11 protein-coding genes are annotated in these 14633 nt (G+C 59.1%); 1 reads left to right on the top strand and 10 read right to left on the bottom strand.

The features are described from left to right. Positions 1-88: 88 nt before the first annotated feature. The 10 genes from galU to greA all read right to left on the bottom strand — a co-directional run bounded on the left by galU (position 89) and on the right by greA (position 12554). Complete coding sequence (gene galU, locus T370_RS0111055; RefSeq protein ID WP_029435756.1) at positions 89-952, bottom strand: UTP--glucose-1-phosphate uridylyltransferase GalU; 864 nt, start codon at positions 950-952, stop codon at positions 89-91. A gap of 255 nt (positions 953-1207) precedes the next feature. Beyond that, positions 1208-2560, bottom strand: coding sequence for a phosphoglucosamine mutase (gene glmM, locus T370_RS0111045; RefSeq protein WP_009733594.1), 1353 nt, complete (start codon positions 2558-2560; stop codon positions 1208-1210). A gap of 47 nt (positions 2561-2607) precedes the next feature. Then, positions 2608-3549: a CdaR family protein gene (locus T370_RS0111040; RefSeq protein WP_029435754.1), complete on the bottom strand. Its 942-nt coding sequence runs from the start codon at positions 3547-3549 to the stop codon at positions 2608-2610. Next, positions 3533-4270, bottom strand: coding sequence for a diadenylate cyclase CdaA (gene cdaA, locus T370_RS0111035; protein ID WP_005025461.1), 738 nt, complete (start codon positions 4268-4270; stop codon positions 3533-3535). Before cdaA ends, T370_RS0111040 begins: the two co-directional genes overlap by 17 nt. Positions 4271-4312: 42 nt before the next feature. Beyond that, a complete protein-coding gene (folP, locus tag T370_RS0111030; RefSeq protein ID WP_005025459.1) occupies positions 4313-5164 on the bottom strand; it encodes a dihydropteroate synthase in 852 nt (283 codons plus the stop codon). Positions 5165-5222: 58 nt separating this feature from the next. Beyond that, positions 5223-7175 carry an ATP-dependent zinc metalloprotease FtsH gene (gene ftsH / locus T370_RS0111025; RefSeq protein ID WP_029435753.1) on the bottom strand — a complete coding sequence of 651 codons (1953 nt, stop codon included), beginning with the start codon at positions 7173-7175 and terminating at the stop codon, positions 5223-5225. Positions 7176-7723: 548 nt separating this feature from the next. Beyond that, positions 7724-8905 carry an iron-containing alcohol dehydrogenase gene (locus T370_RS0111020; RefSeq protein ID WP_005025455.1) on the bottom strand — a complete coding sequence of 394 codons (1182 nt, stop codon included), beginning with the start codon at positions 8903-8905 and terminating at the stop codon, positions 7724-7726. Positions 8906-9887: 982 nt separating this feature from the next. Continuing rightward, entirely contained in the window at positions 9888-10154 is a 267-nt protein-coding gene (locus tag T370_RS24350; protein WP_005025453.1) for an RNA-binding regulator, read from the bottom strand. Between the two features lie 389 nt (positions 10155-10543). Beyond that, a complete protein-coding gene (locus tag T370_RS0111010) occupies positions 10544-11941 on the bottom strand; it encodes a MiaB/RimO family radical SAM methylthiotransferase (RefSeq protein ID WP_029435751.1) in 1398 nt (465 codons plus the stop codon). A 130-nt stretch (positions 11942-12071) separates the two neighbouring features. Beyond that, entirely contained in the window at positions 12072-12554 is a 483-nt protein-coding gene (greA, locus tag T370_RS0111005; protein ID WP_005025448.1) for a transcription elongation factor GreA, read from the bottom strand. A gap of 288 nt (positions 12555-12842) precedes the next feature. Here greA and T370_RS0111000 point away from each other — a divergent pair, with 288 nt between their 5' ends. Beyond that, on the top strand, positions 12843-14456 hold the full coding sequence (locus tag T370_RS0111000) for a lysylphosphatidylglycerol synthase transmembrane domain-containing protein (RefSeq protein WP_005025447.1): 1614 nt from the start codon (positions 12843-12845) through the stop codon (positions 14454-14456). Positions 14457-14633 lie beyond the last annotated feature (177 nt).

Genomic DNA, 14633 nt, shown 5'->3' with positions numbered 1-14633 from the left:
AAAAAACCACCTTATCCGGCAGCACCTCCTGCCGGAGGATGTGCCGGAAAGGCGGTTTCCCCTGTTTATCAAACGTCATCCACAATGCCTAGTCGAGCAATTCGCGCAACCTGGCCTTCAGGCCGTCGCGCAGTTTTTCATCGCGCAGTCCGAAGTAGATGTTGGCCGTCAAATAATCCACCCAGTCCCCGGCGTCAAAACGGATGCCGCCCATCTTCACAGCCAACATACCGCGTTCCCGGGCCAGAGAAGCCAGCGCGTCGGTAAGCTGAATCTCGCCGCCGTGTCCGGGCTTCACCCGTGCGAGATGTTCAAAAATATCCGGAGTCAGCACATAGCGTCCCACAATGGCGAGGCGGGAATCCACCGTGCCTATGGCTGGTTTCTCCACCATATCCGTAATGTTATAGACGCCGGGAGTGATTTCTTCACCCATTACGATACCGTAACGGTTTACCTTGTCTGCGGGTACTTCCATGACTCCGATAACCGGCATGTCGTGTTCGGACGCCACTTGGACAAGCTGCGTCAATCCCGCGTCATCGCCGATCATAAAGTCGTCGCCGACCATGACCGCAAAGGGTTCGTCACGTACCATCTCCTTGGCGCACAGCACCGCATGGCCGAGACCGAGCTGTTTCTTCTGACGAACGGACATGATGTTGACCATCTCGGCCACATCGCGGACTTCCTTGAGCATCTTCAGCTTTCCGGCGCGTTCCAGAACGCCCTCAAGCTGAAGGTTATAGTCGAAGTGATCTTCAATAACGCTCTTGTCACGGTTGGTCACAAAAATAACGTCTTCCACACCAGCACGGATAGCTTCTTCCACAACGTACTGCACAACGGGCTTGTTGTAGACTGGCAACATTTCCTTAGGAATATTCTTGCTGGCAGGCAAAGAACGCGTCCCCCAACCGGCGACCGGAATGACAACCTTACGAATATTCATGTGGCTCCATTTCTCTCTCGAGAATCTTTTGGGGCAGGCTTTCCACGTCCCATTCTTTACCACTCCGCTCCCTCTATTCGGAAGAAATGCCTCATAATAACAAAATACCGGCGATGCACGTACGGATAATCACGCATCTTACTTTCCAACTGAACAAATCCATTAAGGGCCATTTTTTTCCAGAGGACAATGAGAATGTACGCCTGTTTCCTGTAGGAATAAGCCATCAAGACATGCACAGCCCTCATTCCTTGCCTATCCGAGCGCTTTTTCCACGATTCCGGCGAGCTCGTTGGCGTACACTCGTACCTTGTCCGCATCCTGCCCTTCAACCATAACCCGGCACAAAGGTTCCGTGCCCGAATAACGCAGCAACACACGCCCACGGCCTTCAAGGCCTTCTTCGATACGGGCGACGGCATCGGCGATTTCCGCGTTTTCCTCAAACGGTATCTTGTGTTCGACGTGCACGTTCCGGAGTTCCTGCGGATAGGGGACGAGCAGGCCGGCGAGTTCCGACAGAGGCCGCCCCCGCTGGCGCATGATCCGCAGGATCTGAAGAGCGGCAAGGAGACCGTCGCCGGTTGTGCTGTATTCACGGAAAATAAGATGGCCGGATTGCTCCCCGCCAAGGAGAGCCCCTTGCTGGCGCATGGCCGCCACGACATGGCGATCGCCTACGTTGGTACGGATAAGCGTACCGCCCCGCTCCTTCATGAACACTTCAAGCGCCATGTTGCTCATGACCGTGGCCACAAGGATGTTGCCCGGAAGCTTGCCTTGCTGCATGAGATCCTGCGCGCACAGGGCCATGATCTGGTCGCCATCCAGAACGGTGCCTTTTTCGTCCACGACGATGAGGCGATCGGCATCGCCGTCCAGAGCAAGCCCAATATCGGCCCGCGTCTCGCGGACCTTCGCGGCCACAGCCTCGGGGTACAGGGAACCGCAGCGGTAATTGATATTCAACCCGTTGGGCTCCGTACCGATTTTAACGACTTCGGCGCCCAACTCCTCAAGGGCCAGCGGCGCGACCCTATAGTTGGCGCCATTGGCGCAGTCAATGACCACCCGCAGCCCTTCAAGGGACAAGTGCGCGGGGAAACTGTTTTTGAGATACACGATGTAACGACCCGGAGCGTCCTTGATTTTATAGGCACGGCCGGTGTTCGCGGGTTCGGGATAATTCCAGTCAAAATTCGGGTCCAGCACCATTTCCGTCATGCGATCTTCATCGGCATCCGGGATTTTGAACCCTTCGGCGTCGAAAAACTTGATCCCATTGTCGCTGAATGGATTATGCGACGCGGAGATGACCACCCCCACATCCGCCCGCATGTTGGTCGTGAGAAAGGAAATCGCAGGAGTGGGCAGGGGGCCGACAAGAAAGACATCCATCCCCGCCGCCAGCAAGCCCGCCGCCAGCGCGTTCTCGAACACATATCCCGAAAGGCGGGTATCCTTACCGATGACTACGCGGCTGCGTCGGTTCTTGTCCCGATAGAACGTGCCCGCGGCAAGCCCCAGGCGCAAAGCCACTTCCGGCGTCATAGGATACTTGTTGACCCGGCCCCTCATCCCGTCAGTCCCAAAAAGACGAACGCTCATCAACTACTCCAAGATCTCTTTTGTTATAAAACAGCGGAACAGACCGCTTATTCACTCGGATGCCGGGAAATCGACACGGTTTCCGGGCTGATTTTCAGGACGCGCCCGCCTTGGGGCACGGCAACCTGAAGAGGCGCGTTCACGGCCCCGTCTTCCGCAGGCATCGCCGTATCGGACGGGACGGAAACCTGAAATTGCGCGAGGTACCCGGCATCTTTGACCATCGCCTGAGGGACGGAAACCATGAGGTTGGCCCGTGAAGGCTGAGCGCTTACATTGGGATTCTCACCCTCAAAAATGATATCGCGCTGCAAACTCAGGGTACGCCTCTTCACATCGATTTTCCATGTCACCTTAACGACCTGCGGATTGAGCTCCACAGCGGGCGGGGCAAGCAACGGAACCTCTTCCGAGACGGCCTTCCCTTCCGCCCCGAGATCCACCGGGATCTCCGCCTGTATCTCCTTCATGGACGCGATCACGCTTGCCGGACCGCGCACGGTCACTTGCGGCGGGTCGACCACCAGATCTTTCAGCCTTACCGACGAGGCAGCGGGCGAAGCTCTCAGCGCCACTTTTACAGGCAGGTTCGTTTCCATGATCTTGTCCACTTCAAGAATCATCCGGGATGGCGTGACTTCAAGCACCTCATAGGCCCGCAGTTCCGGCGGCTTGTTTTCCCCCGTCGTCAGCGGGATCACGTTCTTGCCCGGCGTCACGCCGGACAGATCCATCGTATAGGAAATTTCCCGGTTGGTCATGGACCGCAGCAATTCCTGTGGACCGCGGAGGCGCACGCTGACTTTATTGAGCTGGCCTCCCGTCACGATCAATCCGGTCGGCAACCCCTTATAATCAAGGCGCACCTCAACCACGCGCTCGATTTGCTCACGCGCGTTGAGCGTATACCACAACCCGAGGGCAAGAAGAAAGGCTACCAAGAGATAGCGCCAGTTGCCTTTCTGGGGGTCTTTAGTGTTCGATAACATTGTTCAGCGTCTCTTTCAGTTGTTCGGCATCGGGCATAACCGCCAAATGGCCCTTAGAGGCCACGCTCACTTCGCCGCGTTCCTCTGAAACGACAATGACCGTCGCATCGCTGACTTCCGTAGCGCCAAGCGCGGCGCGGTGCCGCGTACCGAAATTCTGGCGGTCCATCTGCGCCAGCGGCAGGATACACCCCGCCGCGGCAATGCGCCCTTTGCGGATGATCACCGCCCCATCGTGCAGCGCGGTATTGGGAAAGAAGATGGTCAGCAGGAGCTCCCGGGATATCCGGGCGTCCAGTACTACCCCGCCCTTCATCATGTCGCCAAGCTGCACCTTGCCTTCCAGAACGATGAGAGCCCCGATGCGCCGCTTGGCGAAGTATTGGCACACCCAGACGAGATCGCCGACCATATTTGACGGCGCGGGGCGTTTCTTCCACGAGAGGTATTGCGTCCCCATCGCGGCAAGAGCCTGCCGGATATCATCATGAAACAGGATCACGATGACAAGGAACAGCGAACCGAACAGGTTCTCCAGCAGCCATGACAAGGAATAGAGGCCTATAAAATGCGAGAGGGCGTACACCGCCACCAGAACGACCAGACCGATGAGCGCCGAAAACGCGCGCGTTCCCCGGATAAGAAGCAGGATGCGGTATAAAAGCAGCGTTACGAGGGCGATATCCAGCACGTCACGCCAATAAAAAGACAGGAAATCCATGATCCGGCTCCAAAATGAGCTTTACAGGGTACGCCGGAAGGATCAGGCGAGAGGCGTCATAGCTTCGACAAGCCGCAGCGCTTGCGCGCAACCGGCAACGTCGTGAACGCGATGGTAAGGGATGCCCCGCGCGGCCAGCAGCGCGACAGCCAGACGGGTGGCTTCGGCCCGTTGTTCCAGTTCGAGGCCAAGGATCTCCCGGAACATGGATTTCCGGGAAAGCCCCACATACAAGGGGCGGCCCAGCGAAGCAAACCGTTCCAGCCCTTTCAGGATGGCCACGGTGTGATCCTTATTCTTACCGAACCCGATGCCGGGATCAAGTACTATCCGATCCTCGGGCAAACCGGCCTTGACCAGCCGTGCCAGATGTTCCTCAAAAAAGGCCAGAATCTCCTCCACCACGTTCCCGTAGCGGGGGTTCACCTGCATTTCGCGCGGGCTGCCCTGACTGTGCATGAGCACATACCCCGGCTTGTATTCGGCAAGCACGTCGAGCAACGCCGGATCGGCCACGCAGGCCGACACGTCGTTGATGATGTCCGCGCCGCCTTCCAATGCCGCCCGGGCCGTCCCGGCCTTCAACGTATCCACGGAAAGGACCGCATCAGGCCGCTGCTCACGAAGGCGCGCCACAACCGGCATGAGCCGGGCGATTTCCTCACCTTCGGGCACGGGTTCGGCAAAAGGACGGGTGGATTCCGCCCCCAGATCGAGCATCCCGGCCCCTTCGTCCAACAGACGGAGGCCATGAGCCACGGCGTTACGCGGATCGATATACTTTCCCCCGTCGGAAAACGAATCCGGCGTTACGTTCACAATGCCTATCAGACAAAAGGGGGCAGGGTTCAACACCCTCCCCCCTCGAAGAATCCATTTGCGTTCGTTGTTCACGCTGCTGTCCTAATAAAGCTGAATGCCCCGACATCCGCAGGATGCCGGGGCAAGCCGTTTACTGCTGTTTGGTTTCGTCCTGCGTTTTCTCGCCCGTCCCGCCATCCTGAGACGGTTCCGCTTCCAGCTTGAAGGTTTCACCCCCCGCGTCAGCGGAAGCAGGGGCGGGAGCCGCAGGTTCCTGCTTCGCGGCACTGCCGTCCGCATCAAACGGCGGCAGCGGTTCGCCCTTGACGAGCAAATCAATATCGTCGCCGGTGATGGTTTCGCGGTCAAGCAAGGCCTTGGCAAGCGCATGCAGGAGATTGATGTTTTCCTGCAACAGCTTGTGGCAGTTCTCGCGCGCGGTCTCCACCAGCTTCTTGATCTCGGCGTCCACGATGCGGGCGGTGTCTTCGCTGTAGTTGCGCGCATGGCCCCAATCGCGGCCAATAAAGACTTCCTCGCCCTGCTCGCCGATGGTCATGGGGCCGACGACATCGCTCATGCCCCATTCGCAAACCATCTTGCGGGCCATGCCCGTAGCGCGCTCAATGTCGTTGCCGGCACCAGTGGTAATCGTGTCGAAGATGATTTCTTCGGCCACGCGCCCGGCCAGCAGCACCATGAGGTTGTTCTGGAGAAACGCCTTGGAGTAGCCATGACGATCGCCTTCCGGCAGCTGCATGGTCACGCCGAGCGCACGCCCGCGCGGGATGATCGTCACCTTGTGCACGGGGTCGGTCCCGGGCAGCAGCTTGGCCACCAGAGCGTGACCGCCTTCGTGGTACGCGGTGATCCGCTTTTCCTCGTCGGAAAGGATAAGGCTGCGGCGTTCCTTGCCCATGAGCACCTTGTCCTTCGCATATTCGAAATCGCGCATGAACACGGTATCCTGGCCAAGGCGGGCGGCCTGGAGGGCCGCTTCGTTGACCAGGTTCTCCAGCGCCGCGCCGGAAAAGCCCGGCGTACCGCGGGCGATGACTTCCAGATTGACGTGCTTATCCAGCGGCGTACGGCGGGTATGCACTTCAAGAATCTTCAGGCGGCCCTTCACGTCGGGCGTGGGAACCACAACCTGACGGTCAAAACGGCCGGGGCGGAGCAACGCGGGGTCAAGCACGTCGGGACGGTTGGTCGCCGCGATGAGGATGACGCCTTCGTTGGACTCAAAACCGTCCATTTCCACAAGGAGCTGGTTCAGGGTCTGTTCGCGTTCGTCATGCCCCCCGCCGAGGCCAGCGCCACGCTGACGGCCCACGGCGTCGATTTCGTCGATAAAGATAAGGCAAGGAGCGTTTTTCTTGCCCTGCACAAACAGGTCACGGACACGCGAAGCGCCCACGCCCACGAACATTTCCACAAAGTCGGAACCGGAAATGGAGAAGAAGGGCACACCCGCCTCACCAGCTACGGCGCGGGCCAGCAGAGTCTTACCGGTACCGGGAGGGCCGACGAGCAGGACGCCCTTGGGAATGCGCCCGCCAAGACGGGTGAACTTGCGCGGATTGGAGAGGAAATCGACGACTTCGGAAAGTTCTTCCTTGGCTTCGTCCACACCGGCCACGTCATCGAACGTGACCTTGCCCTGCTCCTGATTGAGCATACGGGCCCGGGAACGGCCAAAGGACATGGCACGGCCCGCTCCGCCCTGCATCTGGCGCATGAAGAAAATCCACACGCCGATAAGCAGCAGCATGGGGAACCACGACACCAACAGGGTCATGTACCACGGGGAGTCCTCGACAGGCTCGGCCCGGACTTCGACCTTCTCGGCAATGAGTTTATCCACAAGGCCGGGATCGTTGGGGACGTAAATCTGGAACGATTTGCCGTCGGTCGTTTTCCCGGTAAGGGTATTCCCCTGAATAACCACCTCGGACACTTCACCCTTGGCGGCCTGACGCAGGAATTCACTGTACGTCACGCTCGGCTGGGACGAATGCTGAGGCTGGCTAAACAGGTTGAACACAATGACCATAGCCAGGGAGATGACCCCCCAGAGCATGAGATTCCGCGTAAACTGATTCAAAAGTTACCTCCGTATGGCCCGGCAGCGCCAAACCCCGCCAAGCCTCGGGCACAGTGTAAGTTCTCTTTGAGCGTTTGACAACGGCAGACGGGTTATTCAGGAAAAAGCTTTCCTTATGGGGGGGTCTCCGGCGTCATCAATTCCGTATCAGAAAACACTATGGGGCATCAAGAAATTATATCGGCTCAACTGTATGGGCATACTTTTTAAAAATATGTATTTCAAAAGAGTTACGTATACAAGGCACCAAAGCGGGGGACACGGCGGACATGAAAAAAAGCGAAACAGCCCCTTTTCTCAGCCAATCCCCGCCCCCCCCCGGAGGTCCAAAGCCCTCCGGGTGCCCCGCCGTTCCCTCAAAAAACCCTCTCCCCATTGATTCCAAACAAATCCCGGCCCTCGCCTGAGAAACCGGGAAAATTCCATATGAGGAGGCCAAGACCACTCCCCTTCTCAACCGATTGCATTCCGGGAATGGGAAAAGAATAGGCCAGATACGGAAAGAAAAGGCGCCCGTTTCAAAAACGGGCGCCCCTCATTGCCGGTTCCTAAAAAACGTCTTTGTATAGCTGGCTGATGATTTCCAGGCTCATTGTACGTGGGTTCGTGGCGGCGCAGGTGTCCTTCTGGGCATGTCCGACCATCGCGGGGATGTCGCGGGGATCGATGGCCTTCACGTACCGGGCGGCGAGCTCGGTGATGGTCGTGGGGATGCCCACGTCCTTCGACAGCGTCTTGATAGCGGAAATCGCCAATTCAGCGGCGGCGCGTTCGGACAGGCCGTCAGTGCACTCGCCCATCATCTGCGCGATGCGCACAAAGCGATCGAGGCGGGAAATCAGGTTGAAGGACTCCACATGCGGCAGAAGGATGGCGTTGCACTCGCCATGGGGCAGGCTGTAGAAGCCGCCAAGCTGATGCGCCATCGCGTGCACGTACCCCAGACCGGCGTTGTTGAAGGCCATCCCGGCAAGATATTGGGCGTAGGCCATGCCTTCACGGGCTTCCATGTCCTTGCCGTTGGCCACGGCCTTGCGCAGGTACTTGGCAACCAAACGGATGGACTGTTCCGCGCAGGCGTCCGTCATCGGCGTGGTGTTGGTGGAAACGTACGCTTCGATGGCGTGCGTCAGGGCGTCCATACCCGTGGCTGCGGTCAGGGACGGCGGCATACCGACCATAAGGACAGGGTCATTGACCGCGACGTTGGGAGTCAGGAACCAGTCCACAATGGACATCTTCACATGGCGTTCCTTATCGGTGATCACGCAGAAGCGCGTCAGTTCCGAAGCGGTGCCCGCCGTCGTGTTGATGGCGATGTAGTGCGGCAGCATGTGGTTGACCTTATCCACGCCTTCATACTGATAAATCGCACCGCCGTTGGAAAGCAGGATGCCTATGCCCTTGCAGCAGTCGTGCGAGGAGCCGCCGCCGATGGAAATCAGGCCGTCGCAGCCGTCGGCCTTATACTGGGCGACGCCTTCGGTCACGTTTTCATCGGTGGGATTCGGCACGGTCTTGTCATAGATGCTGTACGGGATGTTGTCGCCGTCCAGAATGTCCGTAATGATCTTGAGGATCCCCGTGTTCACGATGCCCTTGTCGGTGACGATCAACGGCTTGGTGATATGGTAGGTGTGGACATAATGAGGGATACCGTGGCACGCGCCCACGCCGATCAGGGAAATGCCCGGAACAAAAAAACTGTGCATCTTGCCAGGAACAGACATGTTCAATCCTTACCGTCAAAAAGAGATGTGAAAAAGAAGCCTCGACTGGATGCTCCCACGGGCGGCGCCGTTTCCGGAGCCACCGCCGCGATACGGCGCCATCAAGGAACTTTGAGTGCTTAACCAAACACGACTCTCACTACCTCAAATGCCCCCGGTTGGCTACCCCGAAAATGCACATTTTTTCACGAAAAGCGGAACCATCACAACAAATCGGAATAGCGAGAGAAAAATCAGCGGAACCATCGTTTGGAAAGGCACGGTCTCGCATGGAAGCGCTTTTCCCCGTAACGATCGCTCACAGTGAAGCCTAGCCCGGCCGTTTTACACCATCCTCCCAAACACCGGCAGCATCACAACGATAACGGCTGCTCCACCGCGAGGCAATCCCAACGTTCCGGAGAGTATACCGATTGGTGTTTCATGAAGTAACCGCACGTCCGGCGAGGCTTACACCGCTTCCGGCCCGTTCCCCCGTTCCCAAAAGGTGCGGGCCCCCCAAAGGCCAGTGCACGCATGGAAAATCTATCCACACCAAAAGAGAACCCAACCCCGCAGCGCCTGCTCTCTCCGAAATAAGCTCGGACAGACACGGAAGACATGATTTTCTCGCGGCCTTCGCTACGAAGCGCATTACCAACCTCCCTCGGGGTTCCACGCGGCTCTTCCGGTCGATGCATCATTCCTCTGGGGAAAGCGGAGTTCTGGACTTCATGCCTTCCACAGCCATCAGCCTTCAATGAGCAGCCCCACTTCCGCCCCTTTCCCCTCAACAATAGAGAACCTCACAGCACGCCGTCAGCCAAAAGGATAATATATTGCAGCAACTATCTTGAAGCCGTATAGAATGGCGCCCCCGCCTTCCACAAAACGCACGTTTCCGCAGCCTGGCCCGGCTCCCTCCGGCTCGCCTTCCCGATTGGACCGGGCATAAAAAAAGCGCCCCGATGCGGACATCGGGGCGCAGATGAATCAAGCCAAACTAGTAGCGCGGAGGACGCGGGGCACGGGGCTTGGCTTCGTTGACGCGCAGGGTGCGGCCACCGAAATTAGCGTTGTCCAAAGCTTCAATAGCAGCAGAAGCACCGGGTTCTTCCATTTCCACAAAACCGAAACCACGAGCGCGGCCGGTTTCGCGATCGCTCACGAGTTTCACAGAAACGACCGGGCCGTAATCGGCGAAAAGGCTCTGAACCTGTTCTTCGGTAGCGGACCAAGGAAGGTTGCCGACATAGATAGACTTAGCCATGAAATAAACCTCATCAAAAAAGACACCGTATTCCCGCGCTTGGCCATCTCCAAAACACCTTGGAAATGACGCGGTTCCTCATGGGTGAACCATGCCCGACACGACAGTGGAAGTCAATGCCCTCTCGAATTTTTATCCTTCTTCTCATAAATTTTCTGATCTTCTCTTCAGTCTTCTTCTTTGCAAAAGGAAACTGATAAGCACTTCATCAGAGATTGTTCTTCCCTTTTCACAAGAAAAGAGGATTTCAGGCCTATCTTTTGCATAAAACCTTTTCAGGAATCTTTCCCGAAGCTCTTTCTTATCCTTCGCCGCATCTAAAAGATAAGGAAAGATTGCAAAAATGCACAATCCTTAGATTGACCATTCAACCAATCTTAATAGAGCCTTCACGGCCGGAGGGGCTCCACGATCACTCCTTTCCTGCTCACGGAGACCGGACGTACGGGGATCAGCGTGTGCCCTTCCCCCCGCAGCGGCGTCCGCAGACGGCAGGGCACATAGCACTCATCCACGCCGTGCTGGCCGGAGGCGGATCCGGCATCCTCGTTGCAGTCCAGCGCCACGAGCAGCCGCTCACATGTAAGGGTGTCCTTCCAGAAGGCTTCGCGCTTGGCCTCCACCACCGCGCGTACGCGGGCGGCGCGTTCCTGCCGGACGGCCTTCCCGACCTGATCCGGAAGCTCCGCCGCCACTGTCCCCGGACGCGCGGAATACGGGAATACGTGCGCATAGGTCAGCGGCAGGCTCCGCACCACTTCCAGCGTCTCAAGCGCGTGCGCTTCCGTTTCTCCGGGGAATCCCATCAGGATATCCGCCCCAAGCCCGAAACGGGGCCACAGCTTAGCTACGCCCTCCACAGCCGAAAGCAGCGCCTCCGGCGTATAATGCCCACGGCGCATGGCCTTCAGCACGTCCGCGCTCCCGCTCTGGAGCGACAGGTGCAGGTGCGGGCAGACCATGCGGGTTTCGGCAAGCGTGGCGATGCCCCGTTCCGTAAGCTGCGCGGGTTCCACGGAACTGATGCGGAAACGCGCCGGATCGGGCCGGGCGCCGCTCCCCCACTCCGGAGCCAGTTCTCGGTCCAGATAGGACAGCAAATCCCAAAAATCCCGGCACCCCTCGTCACGCATGGCGTACTGGCGCAGGTTGATGCCGGAAATCATGATCTCGCGGTAGCCCGCCTCAAGCAGGCGGCGCATTTCGGCAAGGCAATCCTTCGGAGGGCGGCTCCGGGCCGGGCCGCGCGTCAAGGGGACGATGCAATAGGCGCACCCGTGCGAGCAGCCGTCCTGCACCTTGAGTACGGGACGGGCCCGGCGGAATCCGTCGATATGGAAGGGGGGGAACGTGCGGTCGCGCGTGGCGGCGCGGGCGGCGGCTTCGGCGGGGGAGGAAGGGAACGGCGTTGCGCTTCCCGCCGCCTCCTCGGCGAAGAGGACGAGCGGCGGCGCGTCGAGCAGGCGGGATTTATGATCCTGCTCCACAACGCGGAGCACGCCGGGCAGGGCGGCAAGCTGCTTGCGGGCCACTTCGGCGGCGCACCCGGCGATAACGACGGGCACGCCGGGCGCTTCGCGCTGGAGGCGGCGTACGGCCTGCCGTGCGTCGGTCACGGCATTGGCGGTGACGGCGCACGTATTGAGCAGAATCACGTCCGCCTCGGCGGGCGCGTCCGTCTCCGCACCGTCCATGCGCTGCCATGCCTCGCGCACTGATTGGGATTCGTACTGGTTGACCTTACAGCCGAAGGTCAGGATACAGAAGGTCCAAGGGGCATAGTGCATATGATGGGTCTCCCCCGCAGCGCCTGCCGGTTTCCGGTTCGCATGTACGAATCGGGGAACAGCCCAGGCCGTTTCGGCCGGAGCGGCAACTCGCACGGGGGAAACACCAGTCCCCTGGCAGGGATAGAAATCAGGCGGTCTTTTTCTTGAACTGGATGTCGATGATCTCGTAGTTGATCCGGCCACGCGGGGCGTTGACCGTGATCTCGTCGCCGACTTCCTTGCCGAGCAGGGCCACGCCGACGGGAGACTGAATGGAAATGGTCCCCTTGGCATAGTCTGCCTCGTCCGGGCCGAGCAGCGTGAATTCGCGTTCCTCGCCGGTATCCGCATCCTCCACGGTCACGGTCGCGCCGAAGATGGCTTTTTCGCTGGAAAGGGTTGAAAGATCAATCACATTGAACAGCGCCATACGCGATTCGATGTACTTGATACGGGCTTCAAGCATCCCCTGGCGTTCGCGGGCTGCGTCGTAGCCGGCGTTTTCTTTCAAATCGCCTTCTTCGCGGGCTTCCTTAATGGCCTGGATAACGTGAGGACGCTCTTTCTTCAGACGGTCCAGCTCCTGTTCAAGGGCCTGGAAACCTTCTTTGGAAATGGGGATACTGCTCATGTTGGAATCTCCTGAATATTCTTGCGGAAACCGCCCGATACAAAAAAAAACGCCCCCCGTCGCCTGCGCGACGGGTGGAGCTTCGGTGCGATTGCCACACTGCTAAGGTAGTCCATCCCGACGGATAGGTCAAGCAGCCGGAAAAACAGCGGCGAGAAATCAGCGTTCTTTCTGAACAGCCACCTTGCGCCAAGGGGAATGAGCAGGTATCAAGAAGGCGCGGAATTTATTCTTCCGTTCCGGAGACCCCCCGTCCCCGTTCCGCAAACCGTCTATGTCGGAGACATGATGCTGAAACAACTTCTACTCGCTCTGAAACGACTGCTGCGCGCCTTGGGCCCCGTCCTTGTCGGCTGCATCTTCTTGGGTGCGGTCTATCTTCTCTATAGGGAAATCAGCAAATACAGCCTCGCGGATATCCGCATGAGCCTGGCCCAGATTTCCACGGGAAGCATCATCCTGTCCGTCCTGCTCGCCATTATCAACTATATCATCCTGATCGGCTATGACTGGCTGGCGCTCAAAGGCATCCACAAGACACTCCCCGTCTCCCGCGTGTCGCTCGTTTCCTTCGTCGGGCAGGCCGTAAGCTACAATTTCGGCGCGCTGCTCGGCGGCAGTACAGTGCGCTTCCGTTTCTATTCAAGCTGGGGCTTTTCCCCGATGGACATCGTCCGGCTGGTGCTGATGCTCGCCATCACCTTCTGGGTCGGCGCGCTCGGGCTCGTCGGGGCGATTTTCATGATCGCGCCCCCGGAGATCCCGCCGGAACTGGGTATGCATATGCCGCTGGATATCCGCCCCCTCGGCGCCATCCTGTTCCTCATCGCCATCAGCTATCTGATCGTCTGCAAATTCATCCATAAGCCGATCCACATCTTCGGCAAGGAATTCGCGTTCCCGCCCTTCAAGATCGCCGTCGCTCAGGCTGTGGTGGCCGGGGCCGACCTCGTCGCGGCGGGGGCCTGCCTGTACGTCCTGCTTCCCCCGGATGCGCACGTTTCCTTCCTCCAGTTCCTGCCCACCTACCTGATGGCGATGGTAGCCGTGGTGCTGACCCACGTCCCCGGCGGCGCGGGCGTGCTGGAAGTCGTGATCCTGCACCTGACCACGGCCTCGCCGCAGGCCGTTTTCGCGGCCCTCCTCTGTTTCCGCGTCATCTACTACCTGCTGCCGCTGCTGCTGGCCGCAGTCATCTTCGCCATCTACGAAGTCCGCCAGCAGGCCATACAGGAATCCGGCGTGCTGCACGACGCCGGGCGCTGGATGCGGGCCTTCGCGCCCACGATCATGGCGAGCGCGGTGTTCGGCATCGGAGCCATCCTGTGCTTCTACGTCGTCCTGCCCGTCAGCCCCGAACGGCTCGCGCAGATCAGGGAATGGATCCCCCTCGGCATCGTCGAGTTCGCCAGCATGGCGACGGGCGTCGCCGGGGTCATGCTGCTGTTCCTCACGCGCGGCATACAGCATCGGCAGCGCGCCGCCTTCCGGCTGGCCATCGCCATGCTGTGCATCGGGATTATCGGCCCTCTGCTGCATTCCCTGAGCTGGTTCGTTGCCCTGATGTCGCTCATCGTCCTCCTTTCGGTCCTCTCCATACGGAGGAAGTGCTGCCGCCCGTCCTCCTTGTGGAAGCTGCACCTCACCCCCAGCTGGCTGTTCGCCATCGTCAGCGTGCTGGTCTGTTCCGCCGGGCTCGGCCTGCTGATTTACCACATGGACCCTTCCGATCCCGTCCTCTGGACCTCCTCCGACTACGCCGCCGACGCCGCACGCCTGTTCCGCACGTTCGCTGCCGAAGCGCTCCTTCTGATTTGCATCGCCGTCGGCTACATGCGCACGGCCCCGATCCGCAAGCGCTGGAACGCCGTCCGCCGTTTTGGGAGAAGGAACAAGCAATAGATTGAACCGGGGAGGGGAGAGGGAACCCTTCTGGAGAAGGGTTCCCTCTCCCCCTCCAAACCTCCCCCATCCTCCTCAAAGACTGTCAAAACCCCCGGCAAAGCCGGGGGCTTGAAACGCGGTAACCGCTCAAAGCGGTTTTTGCTATTCGCCTACGGCGAATTACAGCAGCTTAAG

Source organism: Bilophila wadsworthia ATCC 49260, from assembly GCF_000701705.1.
Lineage (GTDB): Bacteria > Desulfobacterota > Desulfovibrionia > Desulfovibrionales > Desulfovibrionaceae > Bilophila > Bilophila wadsworthia.
Note: the sequence above shows the minus strand (reverse complement) of the source record. Positions and strands in the feature narration are given on the sequence as shown.